At 60.4% G+C, this 21,473-nt stretch carries 16 protein-coding genes; 10 read left to right on the plus strand and 6 right to left on the minus strand.

The annotated features are described in order from the left end of the window. Positions 1-2 precede the first annotated feature (2 nt). From rplV to I6J23_RS04905, 6 genes are all read left to right on the plus strand, one after another. Positions 3-365 carry a 50S ribosomal protein L22 gene (rplV, locus tag I6J23_RS04880; RefSeq protein ID WP_012732439.1) on the plus strand — a complete coding sequence of 121 codons (363 nt, stop codon included), beginning with the start codon at positions 3-5 and terminating at the stop codon, positions 363-365. Beyond that, on the plus strand, positions 365-1,114 hold the full coding sequence (gene rpsC, locus I6J23_RS04885; protein WP_204582741.1) for a 30S ribosomal protein S3: 750 nt from the start codon (positions 365-367) through the stop codon (positions 1,112-1,114). The genes rplV and rpsC overlap by 1 nt, the downstream gene beginning before the upstream one ends. A gap of 2 nt (positions 1,115-1,116) precedes the next feature. Then, entirely contained in the window at positions 1,117-1,533 is a 417-nt protein-coding gene (rplP, locus tag I6J23_RS04890) for a 50S ribosomal protein L16 (RefSeq protein ID WP_012732437.1), read from the plus strand. Beyond that, the gene (gene rpmC / locus I6J23_RS04895) at positions 1,533-1,763 is read left to right on the plus strand and encodes a 50S ribosomal protein L29 (protein WP_012732436.1); all 231 of its coding nucleotides are present in this window, start codon (positions 1,533-1,535) and stop codon (positions 1,761-1,763) included. Before rplP ends, rpmC begins: the two co-directional genes overlap by 1 nt. Continuing rightward, on the plus strand, positions 1,763-2,044 hold the full coding sequence (gene rpsQ / locus I6J23_RS04900; RefSeq protein ID WP_012732435.1) for a 30S ribosomal protein S17: 282 nt from the start codon (positions 1,763-1,765) through the stop codon (positions 2,042-2,044). The genes rpmC and rpsQ overlap by 1 nt, the downstream gene beginning before the upstream one ends. A 397-nt stretch (positions 2,045-2,441) precedes the next feature. Continuing rightward, positions 2,442-3,245 carry a sugar phosphate isomerase/epimerase family protein gene (locus I6J23_RS04905; RefSeq protein WP_204582742.1) on the plus strand — a complete coding sequence of 268 codons (804 nt, stop codon included), beginning with the start codon at positions 2,442-2,444 and terminating at the stop codon, positions 3,243-3,245. Positions 3,246-3,314: 69 nt separating this feature from the next. Here I6J23_RS04905 and I6J23_RS04910 read toward each other — a convergent pair whose 3' ends face one another. The 4 genes from I6J23_RS04910 to I6J23_RS04925 form a co-directional block, all read right to left on the minus strand. Further along, positions 3,315-4,214, minus strand: a complete 900-nt coding sequence (locus I6J23_RS04910) for an ABC transporter permease (protein ID WP_204582743.1) — start codon at positions 4,212-4,214, stop codon at positions 3,315-3,317. Beyond that, the gene (locus I6J23_RS04915) at positions 4,207-4,995 is read right to left on the minus strand and encodes an ABC transporter permease (RefSeq protein WP_204582744.1); all 789 of its coding nucleotides are present in this window, start codon (positions 4,993-4,995) and stop codon (positions 4,207-4,209) included. The genes I6J23_RS04910 and I6J23_RS04915 overlap by 8 nt, the downstream gene beginning before the upstream one ends. Continuing rightward, the gene (locus tag I6J23_RS04920) at positions 4,992-6,125 is read right to left on the minus strand and encodes an ATP-binding cassette domain-containing protein (RefSeq protein ID WP_239455002.1); all 1,134 of its coding nucleotides are present in this window, start codon (positions 6,123-6,125) and stop codon (positions 4,992-4,994) included. Before I6J23_RS04920 ends, I6J23_RS04915 begins: the two co-directional genes overlap by 4 nt. A 182-nt stretch (positions 6,126-6,307) precedes the next feature. Continuing rightward, entirely contained in the window at positions 6,308-7,042 is a 735-nt protein-coding gene (locus I6J23_RS04925; RefSeq protein WP_204582745.1) for a GNAT family N-acetyltransferase, read from the minus strand. 94 nt (positions 7,043-7,136) lie between these two features. Here I6J23_RS04925 and I6J23_RS04930 point away from each other — a divergent pair, with 94 nt between their 5' ends. Continuing rightward, positions 7,137-8,744 carry a SidA/IucD/PvdA family monooxygenase gene (locus I6J23_RS04930; RefSeq protein ID WP_204582746.1) on the plus strand — a complete coding sequence of 536 codons (1,608 nt, stop codon included), beginning with the start codon at positions 7,137-7,139 and terminating at the stop codon, positions 8,742-8,744. After that, entirely contained in the window at positions 8,734-10,593 is a 1,860-nt protein-coding gene (locus tag I6J23_RS04935; protein ID WP_204582747.1) for an amino acid adenylation domain-containing protein, read from the plus strand. The genes I6J23_RS04930 and I6J23_RS04935 overlap by 11 nt, the downstream gene beginning before the upstream one ends. 7 nt (positions 10,594-10,600) lie before the next feature. On the opposite strand, the gene I6J23_RS04940 is transcribed toward I6J23_RS04935, so the two are convergent. Together I6J23_RS04940 and I6J23_RS04945 are read right to left on the minus strand one after the other, a co-directional pair. Then, the gene (locus I6J23_RS04940; protein WP_204582748.1) at positions 10,601-11,428 is read right to left on the minus strand and encodes an SDR family oxidoreductase; all 828 of its coding nucleotides are present in this window, start codon (positions 11,426-11,428) and stop codon (positions 10,601-10,603) included. Between the two features lie 8 nt (positions 11,429-11,436). Continuing rightward, positions 11,437-11,694, minus strand: coding sequence for a phosphopantetheine-binding protein (locus tag I6J23_RS04945; RefSeq protein WP_204582749.1), 258 nt, complete (start codon positions 11,692-11,694; stop codon positions 11,437-11,439). A gap of 69 nt (positions 11,695-11,763) precedes the next feature. On the opposite strand from I6J23_RS04945, the gene I6J23_RS04950 reads away from it, so the two are divergent. Together I6J23_RS04950 and I6J23_RS04955 are read left to right on the plus strand one after the other, a co-directional pair. Further along, positions 11,764-19,506 carry a condensation domain-containing protein gene (locus I6J23_RS04950; RefSeq protein WP_204582750.1) on the plus strand — a complete coding sequence of 2,581 codons (7,743 nt, stop codon included), beginning with the start codon at positions 11,764-11,766 and terminating at the stop codon, positions 19,504-19,506. Positions 19,507-19,588: 82 nt separating this feature from the next. After that, positions 19,589-21,319, plus strand: coding sequence for a (2,3-dihydroxybenzoyl)adenylate synthase (locus I6J23_RS04955; RefSeq protein ID WP_204582751.1), 1,731 nt, complete (start codon positions 19,589-19,591; stop codon positions 21,317-21,319). Positions 21,320-21,473: the final 154 nt, after the last annotated feature.

Here is a 21,473-nt window from a genome sequence, read left to right on the forward strand (position 1 = left end):
CAATGGCTGATACCGTAACGTCAGCACGCGCCACCGCCCGCTACGTCCGCGTCACCCCGATGAAGGCCCGCCGCGTTATCGACACCGTGCGCGGAAAGTCCGTCGAGGAAGCACTTGACATCCTCAAGTACGCTCCCCAGTCGGCCTCCGAACCGGTGTACAAAGTTGTGGCCTCCGCCGCAGCGAACGCGGAAAACAACTTCGGCCTGGACCGCAACAGCCTCGTCATCGCACAGGCTTGGGCCGACGAAGGACCGACCATGCGGCGTTTCCGCCCACGCGCACAAGGACGCGCATTCCATGTCCGCAAGCGCACCAGCCACATCACCGTGGTCGTCGAAAGCCAGAAGGGAAGTGCTCAGTAGTGGGACAGAAAATTCACCCCTACGGCCTCCGGCTGGGAATCACCTCTGAGTGGCGCTCACGCTGGTACGCCGACAAGCAGTACGCCGATTACCTCGCTGAAGACATCAAGATCCGCGACTTCCTCTCCAAGGGACTTGAGCGCGCCGGTATCGCCGATGTTGTCATCGAGCGCACCCGTGACCGCGTCCGTGTAGACATCCACACCGCGCGCCCCGGCATCGTGATCGGCCGCCGTGGAGCCGAAGCTGACCGCATCCGCGGGAAGCTGGAAAAGCTCACCGGCAAGCAGGTTCAGCTGAACATCCTTGAAGTCAAGAATGTGGACGCCTCCGCCCAGTTGGTTGCGCAGTCCATTGCTGAGCAGCTGTCCAACCGTGTCGCGTTCCGTCGCGCCATGCGTAAAGCCATCCAGGGCGCTATGCGCCAGCCACAGGTCAAGGGCATCAAGGTTGTGTGCTCCGGCCGCCTGGGTGGTGCCGAAATGGGTCGCACCGAGCGCTACCACGAGGGACGCGTTCCGCTGCACACCCTGCGCGCTGAAATCGACTACGGCACCTTCGAAGCCCACACCACCTTCGGACGCATCGGCGTCAAGGTGTGGATCTACAAGGGCGACGTTGTCGGTGGGCGCCGTGAAAGCTTGATCAACGCTCGCGACGGTCGTGGCAGCCGCCGTGGCCGCAACGACCGCCCGCACCGTGGTGGCGGACGTCGTCGCCGCGCCGCAGAGCAGAAGCAGGAGGGCTAAACATGCTTATCCCTAAGCGCGTTAAGTACCGCCGCCAGCACCGGCCCACTCGACGTGGTGTGTCGAAAGGCGGCAACCGCGTGACCTTCGGTGATTACGGTGTTCAGGCCCTCGAGCCCGCCTACATCACCAACCGCCAGATTGAGGCAGCCCGTATCGCTATTAACCGCCACGTCAAGCGTGGCGGCAAGGTATGGATCAACATTTTCCCGGATCGCCCCCTGACCCAGAAGCCACTCGGTGTGCGCATGGGTTCCGGTAAAGGCCCCGTCGAAAAGTGGATTGCCAACGTCAAGCCAGGCCGCATCTTGTTCGAAATGAGCTACCCCAGCGAAGAGGTCGCCCTGGAGGCACTCCGTCGCGCAGGTGCGAAGCTCCCGTGCAAGGTACGCATCGTCAAGAAGGAGGACCAGTTCTAATGGCTACCGGAACACCGGCCCATGAGCTCCGTGAGCTCTCTGCTGAAGAACTCACCACGCGCCTCCACGAGGCGAAGGAAGAACTGTTCAACCTTCGCTTCCAGAACGCAACTGGCCAGCTGACCAACAACCGCCGCCTCGGAACGGTGAAGCGCGACATCGCTCGCATCCACACCGTCATCCGCGAACGCGAACTGGGCCTGTCCAGCGCTCCGGGAGATGAGGCGTAATGAGTGAGGCAACCGTGAACGACAAGAAGAAAAAGGGCATCCAGAAGGTCCGCATCGGCTACGTCGTCTCTGACAAAATGCAGAAGACCATCGTGGTTGAGCTCGAAGACCGCAACCAGCACGCCCTTTACGGCAAGACCATCCGCACCACCTCCAAGGTGAAGGTGCACGACGAAAACGAGACCGCTGGCGTGGGCGACCGCGTCCGCATCGAGGAGTGCCGCCCGCTGTCGGCGAACAAGCACTTCCGTCTCGTCGAAATCCTGGAGAAGGCCAAGTAGTCTTCCCGTAAGGGCAGATCGCCCTTGGTACCACCGCGTCTGTGTTATGCAGGCGCGGTTTTCGTATTTCTACCCCCGGCGTTTCCCATGGCCGCCCTGCTTGCGGCCTTAATTCCCTCGGCGACCCGGTTGCGATTCCGGCCTAGCAGGGTTTTACGACAAAAAGTGTGTCCACCGGCTCCTTCTTCCGTGTGTCGGTGCTTCGCACCCCAGGAATTGGGTCCTTCCTGGGGTTATACGACCGAAGGCGGTGCGGACAGAATCCTGGAGGATTTGATCCCACGACTAACCGTAAATACACCTTCGGAAGAGAAAAAAGCGGCCTAGCATGGGCATATAGACAGACCGTTACTTCAACCACGCTGTCACGTCAACAAGGAGAAGCAGTCAACAACTCATGCACTTCAGCATCGCAACCGTTAGCCTTCCCGGAACCCTCGACGCCAAACTTCGCGCCGCTGCTAAAGCCGGTTTTGATGGGGTCGAACTCTTCGTCCCGGACATTGAAGAAAGCCCAATGACCTTGAACGACATCACGTCGTTAATGGACGAGTTGGGCCTCACATGTGACCTCTACCAGCCGGTCAAGAACCTCTTGAGCGTCAAGGACAAGGAGTTCCAGCACGGGCTCCGACGCTGCGAGACAGCGCTCGCCCACGCTAAGCAGCTTGGCACCACGACGATCCTGGTCTGTTCCAACACCGACTCGGCTTCGGTCGATAGTGACGAGGTCCGCGTAGATCAGCTCCGCCAGATCGGTAAACTGGCGGCAAAGCAGAGCATGCGCGTCGCGTTCGAAGCTCTAGCGTGGGGACGGTTCGTGTCCACGTTCGCCCACGCCTACGACATCGTTCGACAAGTGGATTTGCCTAATGTCGGCGTGTGCCTGGATAGTTTCCACATGCTGGCCCTCGGCGAGGATCCGTCGGTGATTGATTCTGTGGATCCCTCCACACTGTTCTTTGTTCAACTTGCCGACGCCCCACGCCTGGACATGCCCATCAAGGAGCTGTCACGCCACCATCGCCTGTGGCCAGGGCACGGCGAGCTGCCCGTGAAAGAATGTCTGGCTAAGGCTCTCAACGTGGGGTACAGCGGGCCGGTGTCGCTGGAGATTTTCAACGACTCGCTCGATCATGACGATCCGGAAGCTGCGGCTACCGACGCTTACCAAGCGCTCGTTAACGTGGCGCGGAACTAGACCGCGAAATTAGAGCGTCGAACTACAAAACCGTAGAACCGTGTTGTCTCGCCCTCGGTAGCGTCCCTTTTACGCGGTATTCCGGGAGTGACGGGTTGTTGCGACAACGGCAAGTAGTCCAGCCACCACCATCACACCGATAAACCATATTCCGGACATTGCCATCGCGGAGCTGGCGTCGGTAAGTGACAGGTTATTGGCTAGCGCGCCCCCATTGAGCGCTATTTCGGCCTCGATCACGTGGGTCACCGGGTTGTTTCGCGCAAACCATTGAAGACCTGAAACAAACGCGGTTGCGGGGACGAACCCTGCAGAGAGAAACAGCGCGACCATGAAGAGGGGCGTGACAATCATGGTGGCATCGGGGCTAGCTGCTCCGAATCCGAGTGCGAGCACCAGTGTGGCTGTGAAGAGTGCCCCGCCGATGACGGCGATGAGTAGCCAGAGTGCCGCCGACCACGTGTGGATCCGCATCCCGAACACGAAGGAGGCCACAAGTGCGGGGATACTGGCGAGAATTGTGCGCAGGAAGCTGAATAACCACTCCCCGGCGATCAGTGGTCGGATCCCGCTGGCGCTGGTGGAGACCCGTGCGACGATTCCGGATTGGCGTTCGCGCACGATCTCCGCACTATTCGCGGGGATGTAGAGCCATTGCGACCCCAGGATGAGCATGAGGCACAGGGGCAGCAGGTCAATTTTGTCGAGCCCCTGGACCTTGGCGATGAGGTCGCCAAATAGTGCCCACTGGAAAACAATCATCAACATGGGGGTGAAGATTGTGCTCAGCAGGGAGGCGCGGGTGCGGACGAAACGTCGGAAGAGACGGATGGTGTGGGCCCAGCTGGCGTGTGCTCGTCGCGGAGATGACTCTGTGGCCGATGATTGGGGGGTGGTGGCAGGTGTCGTCGTCGACGATGGGGCTGCGGAGGACGACGACGTGATAGACGGTGCGGGTGTGTTAGACATGGGACTTCCTCGATATTGCTGCGAGAAAACCGTATATTCCCGCGAATAAGAAGACGATGATCCAGCAAAGTGCCTCGATACCGGTGGATCCGGGTGATTGGCCGTTGATCAGCAGCCGAGCTGCGTCAACCATGGTGGAGAGCGGTAAGTGCTCAATGACAGGGCGGACACCATTGGGGAGGGCCACCGCCGGGACAAAAGCAGTGGATAGCATGACGATGGGAATTGTCAGCCCCTGGAACATCAGCGATGTGCTGACCGGTCGATGTGCGAGAAGGCAGAGACCGTCGGCAATGGCACTGACGGATACTGCAGTACCGATTGTCAGGAGAATAAGAAGCACGAGGTCGATAGCACTTCCGTGGAATCGTGCGCCGATAAGGACGGTGAGTACGAGGACGGGCACGATGGAGATAGCTCCGCGGGTGAGGTCAGCAAGCAACCGCCCGGCAACGAGCGACCAGTTGGGTGCGGGCATGGTACGGATTCGTGCGTGTATTCCGTCTTCGGCGTCTTGGGCGACGGCCAGCGAGGAGCCTCCGGCGGTGAAGATGAGTCCTTGGAGAACACCGGCAGGGAGGAGGAATGTCGCGTAGCTAATTCCGAAGTTGTCGGTGGCCCGTGAGAATGCCCCGTAAAAAATGGCGATGAATATCGCGGGAATAACAAAAATGGAGGGGAGCACTGATTTGTTCCGGATGACGCGTTTAAAGTCGCGTGACCACACTGACTTGATGGCCGCCGAACTGCTCATCGAGGGAGTCGAGTATCCGCTGCTCATTGGGGGCCACCTTCCGGTGTGTGGGCGTCCGAGGGGGTTTCGGTTGGTGTCGGGCGGTCCATCGGGTCCGGAGTGTCCTCCCGTGCATCGGTGCGTGCCACGTCGCCGGAGTCCGCGACGGCCATGTAGACGTCCTCCAGCGTTGGCGGAATGAGCGCGGCATCGGTGATGTCGTCCTCGGAGCCGTCCCAGAGGGATAGTGCGCGCACGAGCGACCGGTGGCCGTCGGGTGCGTCAAGCCGGACGATGGTGTTCTCTTGGGCGGCGGTAAAACCGTGGTCGGTGGCGATCGTGGCGAAGCGCTCGGCCAGCGGGGTGTCGCGGAATGTCACGGTCACGGCGGATGACCCGTAGCGTGACTTGAGTTCGGCGGAGGTTCCTTCATCCAGAACTCGTCCGCCCCCGAGCACGACGATACGGTCGGCAAGGTGGTCGGCCTCATCGAGGTATTGGGTGGTCAGAAGGATGGAGGTGCCGTCGGCTTGGAGGTGATGGACCATGTCCCAGACGTCATTGCGGCTGGCGGGGTCGAGTCCGGTAGTGGGTTCGTCGAGGAAGAGTAGGGGTGGTTGGACGGTCAGTGACGACGCAATATCTAATCGACGACGCATACCGCCGGAGTAGTCGGCGACGCGGCTGTTGGCGGCTCGTTCGAGACCGAACCGCCTGAGGAGCTCGGTGGCTCTGTCTTTGGCTTCGCGTGTGGAGAGGCCGGCGAGTGTTCCGAAGAAGGTGAGGTTTTCATGCCCGGTGAGCATATTGTCGACGGCGGCGTATTGGCCGGTCAGTGAGATGGAGGACCGCACCCCGGCGGGGTCTGAGGTGACATCGTGGCCGTTGATTGTGGCGCTGCCACCGCTGATCGGGATGAGGGTGGATAACGCGTTGATAAGTGTGGTTTTCCCCGCACCGTTGGCTCCGAGTACAGCGAGTACCTTGCCACGCGGGATAGAGAGCGTGATGCCTTTGAGAATTTCTTTCTTGTTTTTGCCACTGCCGAGGTGGCAGCGGAGATCCCGCACGTCTAAGGCAAGGTCATTGGCGTGGGGATGTGTTGAAGGGGCGCTGTCTGTTTGCGGGGTGGCCTTCGGTGTGGCTGATCTGGAACGGAGAGAACGAGACGGTGACATAGGCTGGCCTGTCTGGTGAAGTAATAGTGGTTAAGTTCACCCTAGCTTAAAAGTTCCAATAATTAAACCTGTTAAGAAATTGAGTAGAAACGGGGGACAACACCGTGTCAGGTGGTGGTTGTGCCGGCCCGCCTAATGCCGCGCCGATCCGCCTAATGCCGCGCCGGCCTACTCAGTGCCCTTTACTCCGCGCCCGCTAGCACTCGCGCCTGGGCATCATCCGTTTTCGCATACCCCAGCAAATGAACGCGACGGTCGGTCCGCTGTTGCCGCTCACCACCATCAACCCACCCATTCATGAGCGCGATCCGCGGCAGGCGTGTGTTGCGGTAATCGGGCTCTACGACAATAAGGTCGCTCGGCGGGTTAGCAGCAATAAGCTCATCGCACAGATTAATCAGAAGAGGCGGGAAAACTCCATGTCCGATCTTGGCCGCATCGCCCACCGCAACATGAAAGCCCAGGTCATGAGGTTGTGAATCGTACACGCGGCCAATTTCATCCCGATGTGGTCGATAGATTTCCATATAGCCACACTCCTCCCCGTCGAGGAGCATGATTAGTGGCACCGAATACGTGCCGGTGAGCTTGGCTTCCCAATCCCGTTTCCACCGGTCAGGTGGCCACGGTTGTTCCCATGTTTCGATGAGGTGTGGCCGGTTCATCCATTGTGAAACCGTCTCCGGATCCTCGGCCGTGGGGTCAGCTGTCCGTAGGGTTAACCGTCCCGCCAGGGCAGGAATATGTGGCGGTTCTGGAAGGATGGCTGACGAAGGTACGTCGCGACGCAGCCGATGTAAACGCTCGTAAATCTCCTGCTCGGAGAGATTGAATGGTCCGTGTCCGGCAGCACCATTACCGGCGTCGTCGTTAGTGTTAATGAGATTGTTGGGTTGGCTTTGGGGAGTGTCTGTCATCCTCGGGTGGTTCTCCAGTGTTTTCGCACGATGGTTACTAAAAGGTAGGCTAACCGTAACACAATGTACTCGAGCAGGAAGAACATCATCAACAGTGAAAACGCTGGTTACCCTGGGTGCAGGTCCGAAAGCTGTGGCCGTGGCGGCGAAGGCATACGTGCTGAAATCGTTGGGGTATGAGGTCCCCACGATCGTCGCGGTGGACCCGTTGGGGGTAGGAGGCAACTGGGTTTCCGGTGGCGGCTGGACGAATGGCCATCACCTGCTGGGGACTCCGCCGGATAAGGATGTCGGATTCCCGTATCGGACCCGGATTGCCAACCAGTCAGTGCAGGATAACACTCGTGTCGACGCCGCGCTGATGAAATATAGCTGGATGAGTTACCTGGTTTCCCGGGACAAGTACGCTCAGTGGATTGATCGCGGGCATCCGTGCCCGACGCATGAGGAGTGGGCCGAGTATTTGCGCTGGGTTGCCCGTGCGGTGGATATGCGGGTGATGGCTGGCCGGATCACGGCGATTCGTGCCGTCGATAAGAATGCTACTGATAACGCCCACGTCGATCACACCGACGCCGACAGCAATGAGGTCGATAACACCCACGTCGACAGCAATGAGGTCGATAACACCGACGTCGACAGCGACGACGGTGACAAGAAGAGTGTCGGAAATCACGATGGCGATTATGACTGGGCGTGGGAATGCGATGTCGACCTCAACGACGGCGGTTCCACGGTTCTGAGTTCCGACGGGGTCATGATTACTGGCCCTGGCCCCTCGACGCGTCGACTTGCCGACGCCCCCGGTGTGCTCTCCATCGCCGAGCTGTGGGATCAGGTGGAAAATGGCACGTTCCCGCTGCACAAGCGTGTTGCAGTTATCGGCGGCGGGGAGTCCGCGGCCAGCGTTGTGGATCAGTTAGCGCACATGCCGTGTGAGTCCATTGCGATTTTCTCACCGTCTCCGACGGTGTATTCGCGTGGCGAGAGCGTTTTTGAAAATAGCCTCTACACCGATCCAGAAAAATGGTTCATGCTCAGCTTTGAGGAGCGGCAGGACTTTATTCGCCGGACAGACCGCGGCGTGTTCTCCCAGCGTGTGCAGCAGACTGTGAAGAATTATGGGCACATCACTCATGAGCGAGGCCGCGTCGTCGACATCGCTCCTCGCGATGGCGCGCTGAATCTCTACGTGTCGTACAAAGGCGTCCCGGAGGCCGTGTCGGTAGCGGATGTGGTGGTTGATGCCCGTGGCGGCGATCCGTTGTGGTTCAGGGATTTATTCCCGAACACGAATTCTGATTTTTATGCAGAAAGAATCGTGACGACGTGCTCTGAAGCGGATATCGCGCGCAGTATTGGTATTGCCTTGCAGCTGAAACCGGATCTCCCGACGCCTGACCGACCGGCAAGGATCCCCGCGGAGTGGACCGTGGCGGTCGATAAGGGGCCGTGGCTATTTCTGCCGACGCTGTCGGCTTTGGCTCAGGGGCCAGGGTTTGCAAATCTGAGCTGCTTGGGTGAAGTATCGGACCGGATTCTCGGGTGCTATGTCGATAACGGGCCTGCGGATAATGAGCCTACGGATAACGGTTCTGCGGATAGTGGTTCTGCAGGTAGTGAGCTCGGGGACAAGCGTCAAAAGCCTGGAAATGCGCAGCAGACCGGGGGAGAAGTAAGGGATGAGATTCATGTTGGCTAGTTCCCCCTGGGCGTTTGGCCCGTCCGTAGAGATCGACCCCTCGACGGTCGATGTGATGATTGACCAGGCCATTCGCCACCACCGTGAGCAGCCTGCCGTTCACGGTTTCCGCGACGACGGCAGTGAACTGACTTTCACATACGACGACGTGGATAGCCACTCGAATGCGGTGGCGTGGGAACTTCGCCACCGCGGTGTGGGGCCTGGCGATCGCGTCGTGGTGCTCTCTGGCCGAAGCCCCTGGCTGCCGAGCGTTATGGTTGGTGTTCTCCGCGTGGGGGCAGCCTACGTGCCGGTAGATGCGAGTTACCCGGCGGAGCGCACGAGCTACATCGTGAATGACTGCCAGCCCGACGTCGTTATCGGACTCGGTGATGTGTCCGTGCCCGCGAGTAACGCTTTGACCTGGGAACTTCGCCACCCGGATGAGTACTTTTCGTCAGACAGCGCTAGCCACGGTCAAGAGTTTCGCGTGACTGATCGCACACGCGAACTTCTGCCGGAGGATCCGTGTTACGTGATTTATACGTCGGGCACAACAGGTAATCCGAAGGGAGCTGTGAATCCCCACCGCGCGGTGGCCTCGCACTTGCAGTGGGTGGTTCGCACGCTGGGGAATGACGCTGAACTGGAAAAGAACGCAGATTCGTCGGCCGGTGCTGGCGAATTGCGGATGCTGCACAAAGCGCCGATCGGTTTCGACGTCGGTGTCGCAGAGTTGCTGTGCCCGTTGGCCTGTGCCGGCCGAATCGTCATACCCGGCCCGGACTGGTTCCCCGGCGATCCCTTCGCCCTGGGTGACATGATTGAAACGTATTCCGTGACAACGTTGTCAATGGTTCCGAGCATGCTCAGGGTTATGTTCGATGTCCTTGACGATGTCGGTCTGGGATACGAACAGTTCGCTAGTGTGCGGCATCTGTTGTTAGGCGGCGAGGCCGTGCCGAACGACCTGGTCAAACGCGCCCAGGCGGCACTTCCGAGCCGGCTCCTGGGGCTGTATGGCCCCTCGGAAACAGCAATGGATGTGGCGTGGGTGGATTTCTCTCGTCCATATTCGGGCGCAGCGCCTATTACCTCCAGCGCGTCCAGCTCAGACAGTAGCGATCACGGCCAAGTTCTCTCGGCTGCTGAAGCATGGGCGGATCCACACACGCGCCACCCTGATTCCCCCGCCGGGATGGACCAGCCCGCGCCGGATAACCAGGCGAATGAAGAATCCACCCCTGGTGGAACTTTGGTCGGTTGGCCGGAGGATAACGTTGTGTTTTACGTCGTCGATGAGAACTTGAATGAGGTTCCCGACGGCCAGTCCGGTGAACTCTGCATCGCCGGTGCCCAAGTAGGCGCAGGGTATTTCAATAATCCGGAGGTCACCGCGGAGGCGTTCGTGCCGAGCCTTCATCCGGATTGCGACGGTGGGATCATGTATCGCACGGGCGACGTCATGTCGCGTGATGCGCGGGGGATGCTTCGCTTTGAAGGCCGCATCGGCGACCAGGTAAAAATTCGCGGCAACCGAGTCGAGCTGGGCGATGTGGAAACTCATTTGCGACGCCTCGACGTGGTGAGCGACGCCGCGGTGGCTGTGGAACGTGCTGGAGGAGAGGCGACACTTGTCGGCGGAATCGTTGTTGCGGCGGGCGCGGCCACCGGTGACGGGAGTGACATTGCTGGTCACCCTACTATTCCGCAACAGGCGAAAGCCGAATTGGCGGCGTTGGTTCCGGAGTACATGGTGCCCAGCGTCATCGTTGTCATGACGGAACTGCCGCACAATGATCACGGGAAGATCGACAGGCGGGCGCTGATCGCCCACGTGAATGCGGTGAGCTCGGGTCCGTCGTAGCGAACGCCTAGCTATCCAGCGTTGCTCCGCCGTCGACACGAAGATCATGCATGACAATGTGGCGGGCGTTGTCGGACGCGAGGTAGAGGCAGGCCCCGGCGATGTCCTCCGGTTGAGCCAGTCGCTGTAGGGGGATCCCGAGGCGATAATGGTCGGGAGTACCAGCGATAACGTCAGCTGAGCGGTCCTGCCCGGCCGGCCACATTCCGCGAAGCATCGGTGTATCGGTGGAACCCGGGGAGACGATATTCACCCGCACGCCATGTGGCGCGCACTCCAGACCGAGGTTGCGGGCCCACGCGGTGATCGCCGCTTTCGATGCTCCGTAGGATCCCATGCCCGCGCGCGGGGTCGTCCCTGCGTTGGAGGAAACAACAACAATGGCGCCGTGTTTCCTCTCGCACATGCGCTGGGCAACGGTCGCACAAACGTGGACAGCTCCGAACATGTTGACCTCGAAGCTCGCGCGCATGGCGTCGGTGTCGCCGTCGAGCGCGGCGTCGGCACGCAGGATCCCGGCCGTATGAATAAGCACATCGATGGGTCCCCGGTCGGCCTCGATGCGGTTGATCGTCGTGTGCGAGGCCCCCTTGTCCGTGACATCGAGGACATAATCAACGGGCAGGTCAGCGGTTATATTATCGACGCTGGCTGCGTCACCGTCCGCACCCTCGCTGTGCCCCTGAGGTACCGTGTCCACAGTGGTTACGCGATATCCCGCGCCTTTGGCTGCGGTGACGACGGCAGCTCCGATACCGCCGAGGGCACCGGTGACCACACAGTGTTGTTGAAAGGTGTCCGTTTCGGGGGCGTAGTCCTGATTAGACGTACTCATCGTCGCCATCACTCGTCGCTTTCCTCGAAAATGTCGACCCACGCGTCAAGAGTGGGATCCTCGATGAGGTCGGCAAACTCGGCATCCCACCCTTGGCGTCGCGCCCATTCGACGATGTCGATAATGCGCACGGAATCCAGCCCTAGGTCAGTGAGGTCCGCGTCGGTTTCGAGCCTGTCTGCGGGCACCCCGACTGCCGATGCAACGCGGGTGTGGAGTTCGTCGGCAAAGATTTGGGGGCTCAGGGGTGGGTTAGCTGCACTCATGGTTGGCTCCTTAATTTCTTCTCTCTAGCTGCTTGTTTGTTTGTCTTTTGAGCAGTGTAGCCTAACGCTATGACCTTTGATTCGGCGCGTGCGAGTGACCTTGATAATCCAACCTCCTCGGCTGAGGTGAGAGATGGTCAGCACCCCGATGCGGCGCTTTCTGATGACCGCACTTCTTCGGGTACCCACAGTTCCGCGGAGTGGTTCCCTTTGACTGCAGCGCAGATGGGTATTTGGAACGCGCAGTTACTGGATCCGAGTTCGCCGTATTACGTCGTGGGCGAGGTGATGGAGCTCGATCCGACGGATTCTCAGCCGGATATTTCGGTTGCCGACGTTGTTCGGGCGTTGCATCAAACGATCGTGGAAGCTGAAACGCTGCGTTTGCAGTTCCGTCAGGGGGAGAGCGTGCCGGATGTTTATGCTGACGACTCTCCGCATCAAAGGGGTATTGACGTCGCGCCGGGACAGTACATCACTATCCCCGTTCATGACCTGCGCGCTCATCCAGCTCCCGAGGCCGCCGCGAACGCCTATGTTGACGCCGCGAAAGCACGGTGCGCGGAGGCGTGGGCGGGTCTTGTCGATCGCCCGCTGTGTCACTTTGAGGTTCTTCGCCTGGATCACCGCCGTGTGTGGATCATCCAGCTGTATCACCACCTCATAGTCGACGGCTATGCGTCCATGATTCTGGCCCGCCGAACGGCTGCTCACTACACGGAGCTCGCGGGCGGTAAAAAAGCACGTCCGGCGAAATTTAGCGCGGTGCGCAACGTCGTTAAGGAAGATCGCGAGTACCACGACTCAGAAAACCGGGATCGCGATGCGCAGTGGTGGCAGGAGTCGCTGGCGGGAGTTGGTAGCACGCAGTGGCGGGACGAACTCATCGGAGGGTCGGAGAGCTCCAGCCGGACAACGGTGCTCACGGTGGACGCCGACGAACTGGACTCGTGGAAAGCCGCCTCCCAGCGCCACGGAACGACGTGGGTCGATTCCTTATTGGCGGCCTACGGCGTGTACTTGCGGCGCGTGCAGGGGGTGGACGCCGACGAATTGGTGGTGGCCATGCCGTTCGCGGCGCGAGAAACCGCAGCTCAGCGTCGTACTCCGGCGATGATGGTCAATATGCTGCCCGTGCGGTTGCCTATCGACCTCACCATGACCCTGCCGGAGAACGCGCACGCCATCGAAGAGACAATGCGGACCGTGCGCCAGCACCAGCGGTTCCCGGGGTCCGAGGTGGCTACGGCGTACGGCGATTCCTCGATCTTGCGCGGGATTGGTGCCAACCTGAAGGTTTTTGACGCCGCCCTCAAGTTCGGGACAACGCGAGGCTACCTCCGCAACGTAGCGGGTGGCCCGCCGGAAAACCTCGTGTTGGTTGCCGCGCCGGGCCGGTCTGGCGGTGTGGATCTGAGTTTTGAGACAGTCGCCGATGTCCCGCCGGAGGTTGTTCACCAGCGGTTATCCGATATTCGGGCTGTGGTGAATGTGGGGTTGGGGTTGGACCAGCGGCCGGAGGCCACGAGTGTCAGCGGTCATGGCGGCCCCGGCGATTCACTCGATGGCCCCACCGTGTTGCCGGATAAAGACGCCGAGAGCGACTTACCCGCTTCGTGCGACATCAGTATCCGCCCTGAACGGATCCCGACCGAGATTCGTGACGAGTGGGACGGTGAATCATTACTCGACGCGTCAACTGATGCTTCATCCGACGGTTCAATGCAGTCACTGGATAGTCTAATCGACTCGCTTGCGCAGCGGTGGAGTAATCGTGTTGTGCTGGCCGATGGTTCGCCGGAATCGTCGGAAACCTCCGCCAGTGAGACGGGTGCCAGTTACAACGGTTCTGAACTGGTAAAACTGTGTGATCAGCTGGCGGATGCCATCGTGGCGGTGTGCCCGACTGGTGGCGTCGTGGCCATTGATATGCCGAAGAGCGCAGCCCAAGCTATTGCGGTTCTGGCTTCGTTGCGTGCGCACCGCCCGTTCGTGGTCATTGACGACGATGCCCCTCAGGACCGGCGTTCGTTCATCATGAAAGATAGTGCCGTGGCGGCTGTGGTGACGGGACTTGATGACGTTCAGCCTGTAGCACACCACGATAATGAGCAGCCGCCACACAGCCCCGCGCACGAAGCCGATGAGGCGGTATATTCCGACGAGTTGGCGTATATCATCTACACGTCCGGCACGACGGGACGGCCAAAGGGCGTGAACGTCAGCAGGCGCGCCGTGGAGCACTTGATCGCGGGCCACCGGATGCAGCTATTCCCAGAGACGCTCGATCATGTTGCGGATAGCCAGCCTCAGGTGTCCGCCTCGCTGGCCCACACGGCGTCGTTCGCGTTCGATGCCGCCATCGACCAGCTTTCATGGATCTTTGCCGGCGTGCGCGTCGTGATTTATAACCGTTCCACTGTTGCCGATGGAGAGGCTTTTTATCAGAGCCTTCGCCGCGACGACATCACGATGATCGACGCCACACCTTCACTGTTTGGTGCGCTGCTCGCCTCGGGCGTTCCCCTGCTTGACGCGAAGAAATCGCAGATCAGGGCCGTGTTGCTCGGCGGAGAACCCATGCCGCAGCAGCTGTGGGACCAGGTGGCCGCAGCGACGCACGTCATCGGATGGAACATGTATGGCCCGTCGGAAGCAACCGTCGACGCTGTGTGCGCACGAATCACACCGGGCACGGTGACGGTCGGTTGGCCTGTGCCGGGCATGTCACTCCGAATTTGCGACGCTTCGGGCGAGGTCGTTCCCCCGGGTGAAGAAGGCGAATTGTGGCTGATGGGAAATCAGATCGCGCAGGGGTATAGGAATAATCTGGACGCGACGGCCCACGCATTTTTTCGTGCCGACGTCACCGCTAGCCGCCCTCGTGCCGACGCAACAACCGATGCCCACGCGCTCGTCCCCGCGTATCGCACCGGCGATCGTGTCCGGTGGGTGCCGGACCGTGGAGTGGCGTTCATCGGACGCGTGGATAATCAGATCGAGGTGCGGGGGCATCGCGTAGAACTGGAAGAAATCGACGGTGCTCTCGTCGCGCTTCCAGGTGTTCGCGCAGCTGGCACGGTCGCAGTTGTTGGTGGCACCGGCGATGCGCCCCTTCAGGATGAGGAAAACTCTGTATCAACCGGGGACGGCCGCACGCAGGTGGGCACTGTACCTCTACATATCCGAGCAGGAGTTGTTCTTGAGGGCGTGGTTGGGGACGTGACCGCGCCCGATAGTGATTCCGGTGATCCTCAGCCGAACGTGGATGACGTCAGGCAGCGGCTTTCCGAACTGCGTGAGCACCTCTCGCGAAAACTTCCGGACTATATGGTCCCATCCACCCTTGTTGCAGTGCCCCAGATTCCGCGAACGTCAACCGAAAAAATTGACCGACGAGCGCTCCGCGACCTGATTGAGCAGGCGGCTCTGTCTACCGGCCGTACGAGCGAGCGCCAGAGTAGCGGGGGCCACCAAACTTTAGGTAAAGACCTTCGGGCACCTGAAACACCGCGTGAGCTTGTTGTTGCTCGCGTGATCCGGGATGTGATGGGGCAGCCGGCCGACCTTGATGTGGATTTCATCAATCAGGGTGGGGATTCCATTACCGCGCTCGTGGTTGCTGGTCGTGTGCAGCAGGAAGGCTTTGAGATCCGCCCGGCAGATATTCTTTCCGGACGTCCCTTGGGCGAGATAGCTGCTTCATTACATCGGTCGTCGTCGGGTGTATCGACCAGTTCTGCCGCGCCAGCTACGTCTCATATCTCCCCGACTAGCACAAATGGTCATAGTGCCCCAGAGGCGCGCGGGGATATTCTGACCGACTTTGGTGTGGTGGACGCCCCGTCGGGAATGGAGCGATCAGCTTTCACTGGTCCCGAGCAGCCGGTGATGTCGGCCGTGATTCCCTCTGTCGTGAATATGGATGACGACGAGTGCCGCGCATGCGCGATAAGGCTAGCTGAGGATGTGCCGGCTCTTCGTAGCATTGCGACGTGGGATGCTGATTCGTCCGGCTCTGAGCAGGTCATTATCCGACGCCATCCCGCCGACGATGACGTTTTTCGTACACCCATTGATCTTGCCGCAGGACGGCCATTCGCCCTCGAGCCTGTCGACGGTGGTGTGCGCCTGAGCGTACACAGTGCGGTTGTTGATGCCGACGGGTTCGGGCAGCTCATTAGCATTGTCGAGGCGCTCGTGCAACGGGCTGGCCACGGTGGCGGACGCAGTGATTTTCATAGTGATGGCCGCCAGCATCGCTATGCCTCATGGCGGGGACACTCTGCCCCGGCACTCCCGTGGGCACACAGCCGCGCCAGTGCCGCTGCGACGATTGAACCGTCACTCGCGAAGGCTCTACTCAGTAACCTCGGAAAGAAATTTGGGCTCTCTGGCCAGGACATTCTGACCGCAGCTGCTCTGATCGCCTCGGCTGGTGACCACGACGCGCCTCTCACCGCGATGGTGGTGGGCCGTGCAGAATATCAACCTTCTGTTCGCTCCGCTGGCCAGCCTTTGAACTTCGGAAACGTTGCTACGCGTGGGGTGGTTGGTCGGTTCGCTGCTCCGGGGTATGTCACCGTGTCGCAGTCGGGTTCGTCTTTGGATTCTCGGGCAGGGATGGAGAAGCTCCTGCTCAGTGTGAAAGAGCAACGCGCAAAACTGTGTGCGACTGATCCCACTAATCCCCCTAATCCCACTGATCCCGCCGACAATGCGTCGGGTACTCCGGCCATCACTCTGGAACTCGGACACATTCCTGGCCCGACCATTGCGGGTTCCGCCACCCCGGATCACGATTTGCAACGCCACATTCTCATCCCACGCCGCCACACCTTACGCCCCGGCTTCCCTAATGCCCCGCATGTCACGGCGTGGGTCACGGAAGCCGACACAGCTGAGCACAGCACTGGACCCGTCGGCAATGAACCCGGTGAACCGTCGATCAGTATGACCGTTGATGCAGAAACGGATGACCGCGCGGAACAGCTCGCGGATGGCGTCGTCAATGCTCTGACAGATTTGGCCGTTTTCGGGTTGAGTGCGGAGGGCAGTGCGTCGCCCTCGGATTGTTTAGCGCCAGTGACCAGCGCGGATATCGAGCACTGGCAGCGCCGGTTCGGCCCGCTTCAAAACGTGTACGGGCTCTCACCGCTGCAAGAGGGCCTGCTGTACCAGGCGCTGGATTCCCGCGAGCGCGACCATTATGTGATCGCGGCGTCGATGACCGTCGAAGGCCTAGTGGACCCGGAACTCCTGCGTACTAGCTTCGAGGCGATGATGAACCGTCAAGATGTGCTCAAGGCGGCGTTTGATTATGAAACACTCGACCGCCCAGTGCACGTCATTCCACGCACCCCCCGGTGGCAGTGGTCGGTGATCGATGCTCGCGGACTTCCGTCGCGTGCGCAGTCGCCACTTATCGACGACGTTCTGGACCGGATGGCTTCCCGCCAGCTTGATGTGACGCGCGGGAACATGGTCGCGGCGAGTCTAGTGAGATTGGGCGATCGGCGCAGCCAGCTTGTATTGGGGAATCATCATATTCTTACCGATGGGTGGTCCACGACTATCCTTGTGCGTGAGCTGATGCACGTGTATAACCGCGCTGTTGAGCTTCTGAACGGCGGAAATGCCGGTCATGCGGACGAGGGAATCGCGTGCTCGGAGGTCCCCCACTCGAAGGACCCGGAGTCCGCGCGCTCACACGCCGTCGTGGCTGCTGTTGCTGAATTGCCGGCGAAGTACCCGTACGGCCAATTTGTTGAGGACATGCAGCCCCGAGTGAAGGCTGACACTGAACTGTGGATCGACCACGTGGCAGGTCTTGACCATGCAAGCCGAGTAATGGATGTCCTCACGCCCCACGTCGAGCCCGTCTCCTCCGCGGCTGATAACGATTCCGGCGAAGAACACTGCGTCGTACAGCTCTCCGACCAGCAGAAAGCTGATCTTTCCCGCTGCGCCCGCACTGTCGGCGTCACCCCTAATACGCTCATTCAGACTGCGTGGGCGTGTGTCGTTGCGGCCCTGACCGGCCATGACGACGCCGTGTTTGGTGTGGTCACTTCGGGCCGGCCAAGTGAGCTCGACGGTATCGACAACACGATTGGCCTTTTTATTAACACGCTTCCAGTACGCGTGGACCTGCGCGGGGACTCGCTGGCCTCGGTCCTGCGTACCCACGCGCGCGCCCAGGCCGAGTTGGCGGACCACACCTCTGCCTCCCTGGCCGATATCGAGCGCCGGGTGGACGATTCTCGTGGTGAGGCTCCGCTGTCGGGGCCGCTCTTCGACTCCTTGGTGGTGTACGACAATTTCCCCGACGAGTTCTCGGAAACAGATTCGCCGGCCGGCTCGCTGCCTGACTCCGACGATCACGCCCCTGCGTCCCGCGGTATCCGCATCACGGGACTGACTACTCGTGGCGAAACCCAGTACCCGTTGACGGTGATCCATCCGCCGGGCGGCCCATTCGATCTGGCACTGGCCTACCAGCGTGGAGTGGTTCCGCAGCAGGTGGCTACTATTCTTGCCGACGTTCTTCGCGCCACCTTGTCGCGGTGTGGCACTGTTGCCGACGCTGAATCGTCTGACTCGTTGCGTGTGATTCGCGATGAGATTGCGCCGATGCTTGACAATATTCGACGCCAACCGGGGCAGAACGCGGACGGCCACGCCACCCAAGACCATGAGGACGAGCCGGTGGCGGACCCCACCACCCTGGGTCTCACCAACTCAAACCAGCCCAAGGCGGACAATGAGCGCCCTGACCCGAATAGCCAGCTGTTACGCGATATTTGCGAAGACATTGCTGGTTTGCTTAACCGCCCGGAGGTGGATCCCGATGTTGCCTTTGAGGATCTAGGGGTTCACTCGCTCATGGCTGTCCGTCTCATGGGGAAGCTCCGGAAACGTGGCCACAAGCTGGACATCCAGACGATTGTGGAGGCTGGTTCTCCTCGCGGCATTGTCCGAGCGATCGAGGGCGATTCACCCCAGCCGACCATCCCCACCGACTCGCGCGATAACCCTTCCCGCCCTCCTTGGATGATTACTTTGAAGGAAGGCAAAGGCCGCCCCGTCTTCTGCTTCCACGCAATTGACGGTTCGGTGTTCTCCTACCAGGGGCTGGCCGAGTACCTCACCACTGGCCGCCCCATCATCGGCATTCAATTCCCGGCGGACATCTCTGATCCCCTTAGCTGGAATAAGGCAGTCGACCTCTACGCGTCCGCAATCCATGACTACCAGCCCGAGGGGTCCTACACCTTCGTTGGGTTTTCCTTCGGGGCGACGATTGCCCATGCCGTTAGCGCATGCCTAAACCAACAGCGCACCACTGCCACCAGTCCCGTCGTTGATCTCCTCGTGGTCCTGGATGCCTATCCAGCCCGCGCCGGGCTGACGCCACCCCCGATCCCGGACGATCTCAACGTGGACCTTCTTTCTGATATCACCGGTTTCAGTGCCCACGATCTGCGTGCCGACGACACCCTCCGCGACCGGTCGGAGTGCTCCGTTCAGGCGTGCGCGCGATGGATGGGGGAGGTTAGCGACACCCCTGTGCGTGGCATCGTGAAGAAAGTTGTTCTTATCACGGCAGAGAAGGCGCCGATTGGGCGGAACACGTCGGGAGTAGTTGAGCGCCCGAAACCTGATCAGCAAGCCCAGTGGAACCCGGCAGAGGCTTGGGAAAACACCGGGGTGGAGTTACGCACGCACTCGGTTCCCCTGGATCATGGCGGGCTGGCCTCATTGGCGGGGTGGAAATTGAGCGCTCCTGTTATTGGGGAGGAACTGGATTAACCGCCGACGGAAAAACCACGCGAACGCCACACCACCGCACGAACGCACCACACACAACAAAGCAGCACGAAGGATGAGGGTTATGACACATACGACAATTCCATCGCCGAACGCGAAGGAATACGCTCAGCGTGAGGGGGGTGCGGCCAACGGTTGCCCGTGGGAGGACGTGCAGCGGTACCGGGAGCTGGGGATCTATACGGGTGATACGCACTGGGCGCTACTTGAGCGCGCCCGGGATCTGTATGGAAATGCTCCCGTCGCGGTGGACCGCTACCGCTCACTGACCTGGAGTGATGTTCGCCACTCTGCCCGCAAAGTCGGCAACTTACTGCGCGGTTTAGGTATCGCGGAGGGGGACGCCGTCATCGTTCAACTGCCCAATGCTGCTGTCCACATGGAAGCGATTTTTGGCATCTGGAGCATTGGCGCCGTTCCCGTCTTCGCCCTTCCCGCACACGGTGCCGACGACGTCGCCCATTTCGCTCGGACCGCGCCTGCCGGTGTCCGGATCGCTGCAGTTCCGCGCGATAAACACGCCAAGCGGGTTGAGAAAGGCCTTCAGGAGGAGTGCCCAGAGCTCACGACCATTCAGATCGACCCTCGTGCCGACGACCCGTGGGGCGCCCCCGTAATCAATGGCACCGAAGTCAACGCCAACCCAGACGCCGACACAGACCCCACCCCCTGGCCATCCCCTGAACGCGACCCGCAAGCTCTTGCCTTTCTTCAGCTTTCCGGGGGAACCACGGGCACCCCGAAGGTGATCCCTCGCAGTCACGATGACTATCTGTATTCGGTGCGCCGCTCCGATGAGGTGTGCGATATGCAGCGCGGCGATGTGTTGCTCGTGGTCATGCCGGCGTCGCACAATTTCACGATGAGCTCGCCCGGCATCTTAGGAGCGCTCCACATTGGCGCCACGGTGGTGTACGTTCCTGATCCTTCGCCCACGACCATCCGCCGCTACATTCACGCGCACCGGGGCACGCACATGGCGCTGGTCCCGCCGCTGCTCATTAGCCTGCTCAACAGCCGCGACGAGGCCCAGACCCCCGATCCCACAATGGAGACGATGAAAACGGTTTGGGTCGGTGGCGCGAAACTCAGCGCCTCCGCCGCGGAACGCGTCGCCCCGGAGCTAGGGATTAACCTCCAGCAAGTCTTTGGCATGGCCGAGGGGCTCGTGAATTACACCGAATTGGGCGGCAACATCGATGAGATCGTGAATACTCAGGGTGTGCCCATGAGCCCGGCCGACGAGGTCTACGTTGTTAATGACGAAGGCGCCCCGGTTGATCGTGGCACCCCAGGCCACCTGCATACTCGCGGGCCGTACACTATCCGCCGCTATCACCGCAACCCGACGGCCAACGCGTCGTCATTCACGAATGACGGTTTCTACATCACGGGCGATATCGTCACGGTATCTGCCGACGGTGCGATCACGGTGACCGGCCGCGCTAAAGACCAGATCAATCGCGGTGGGGAGAAGATCGCCCCGGAGTCGGTGGAGAATTGCTTACTGAAGCACCCTGCTATTCACGATGTTTCGGTGGTAGGTATTCCCGACGATGTGATGGGCGAGAAGATTCGTGCGCTCATTATTCTTCGCGACGATTACAAGCCGGCTGCCACGGATGCCGGGGAATTTCAGGGCAGACAGGATTCCCACCAACCCACGACGGCGATGCAGATTAAGAAGTTCGTCCGCGAATCAGGATTATCACGCTTCGCCGTACCTGATGTCGTCGAATTCGTTGATGAATTTCCACTGACAGGCGTCGGCAAGGTGAGTAAGAAAGGCCAGTGACACATGTATGGTGTCAACCTATTTCACCTGGGGGAATTGACTTCGGATGGAGCGCTCAAGAGGGGATTCCGGGAAGGGGACGGTGCTTCAGTAACGGGTAGAACATGCCGGCTTCTAAACCACTTATATATTGTGGCATCGCGGAACTTGATCC

Source organism: Corynebacterium kroppenstedtii (assembly GCF_016894245.1).
Lineage (GTDB): Bacteria > Actinomycetota > Actinomycetes > Mycobacteriales > Mycobacteriaceae > Corynebacterium.

Bases quoted from the DNA above. Each gene is read 5' to 3' on its own strand.
- rplP (WP_012732437.1), top strand. From the start codon at position 1,117: ATGCTTATCCCTAAGCGCGTTAAGTACCGCCGCCAGCACCGGCCCACT.
- I6J23_RS04920 (WP_239455002.1), bottom strand. From the start codon at position 6,125: ATGTCACCGTCTCGTTCTCTCCGTTCCAGATCAGCCACACCGAAGGCC.
- I6J23_RS04925 (WP_204582745.1), bottom strand. From the start codon at position 7,042: ATGACAGACACTCCCCAAAGCCAACCCAACAATCTCATTAACACTAAC.
- I6J23_RS04910 (WP_204582743.1), bottom strand. From the start codon at position 4,214: ATGTCTAACACACCCGCACCGTCTATCACGTCGTCGTCCTCCGCAGCC.
- I6J23_RS04950 (WP_204582750.1), top strand. From the start codon at position 11,764: ATGACCTTTGATTCGGCGCGTGCGAGTGACCTTGATAATCCAACCTCC.
- I6J23_RS04940 (WP_204582748.1), bottom strand. From the start codon at position 11,428: ATGAGTACGTCTAATCAGGACTACGCCCCCGAAACGGACACCTTTCAA.
- I6J23_RS04935 (WP_204582747.1), top strand. From the start codon at position 8,734: ATGTTGGCTAGTTCCCCCTGGGCGTTTGGCCCGTCCGTAGAGATCGAC.
- rpmC (WP_012732436.1), top strand. From the start codon at position 1,533: ATGGCTACCGGAACACCGGCCCATGAGCTCCGTGAGCTCTCTGCTGAA.
- rpsQ (WP_012732435.1), top strand. From the start codon at position 1,763: ATGAGTGAGGCAACCGTGAACGACAAGAAGAAAAAGGGCATCCAGAAG.
- I6J23_RS04955 (WP_204582751.1), top strand. From the start codon at position 19,589: ATGACACATACGACAATTCCATCGCCGAACGCGAAGGAATACGCTCAG.
- I6J23_RS04905 (WP_204582742.1), top strand. From the start codon at position 2,442: ATGCACTTCAGCATCGCAACCGTTAGCCTTCCCGGAACCCTCGACGCC.
- rplV (WP_012732439.1), top strand. From the start codon at position 3: ATGGCTGATACCGTAACGTCAGCACGCGCCACCGCCCGCTACGTCCGC.
- I6J23_RS04915 (WP_204582744.1), bottom strand. From the start codon at position 4,995: ATGAGCAGCGGATACTCGACTCCCTCGATGAGCAGTTCGGCGGCCATC.
- I6J23_RS04945 (WP_204582749.1), bottom strand. From the start codon at position 11,694: ATGAGTGCAGCTAACCCACCCCTGAGCCCCCAAATCTTTGCCGACGAA.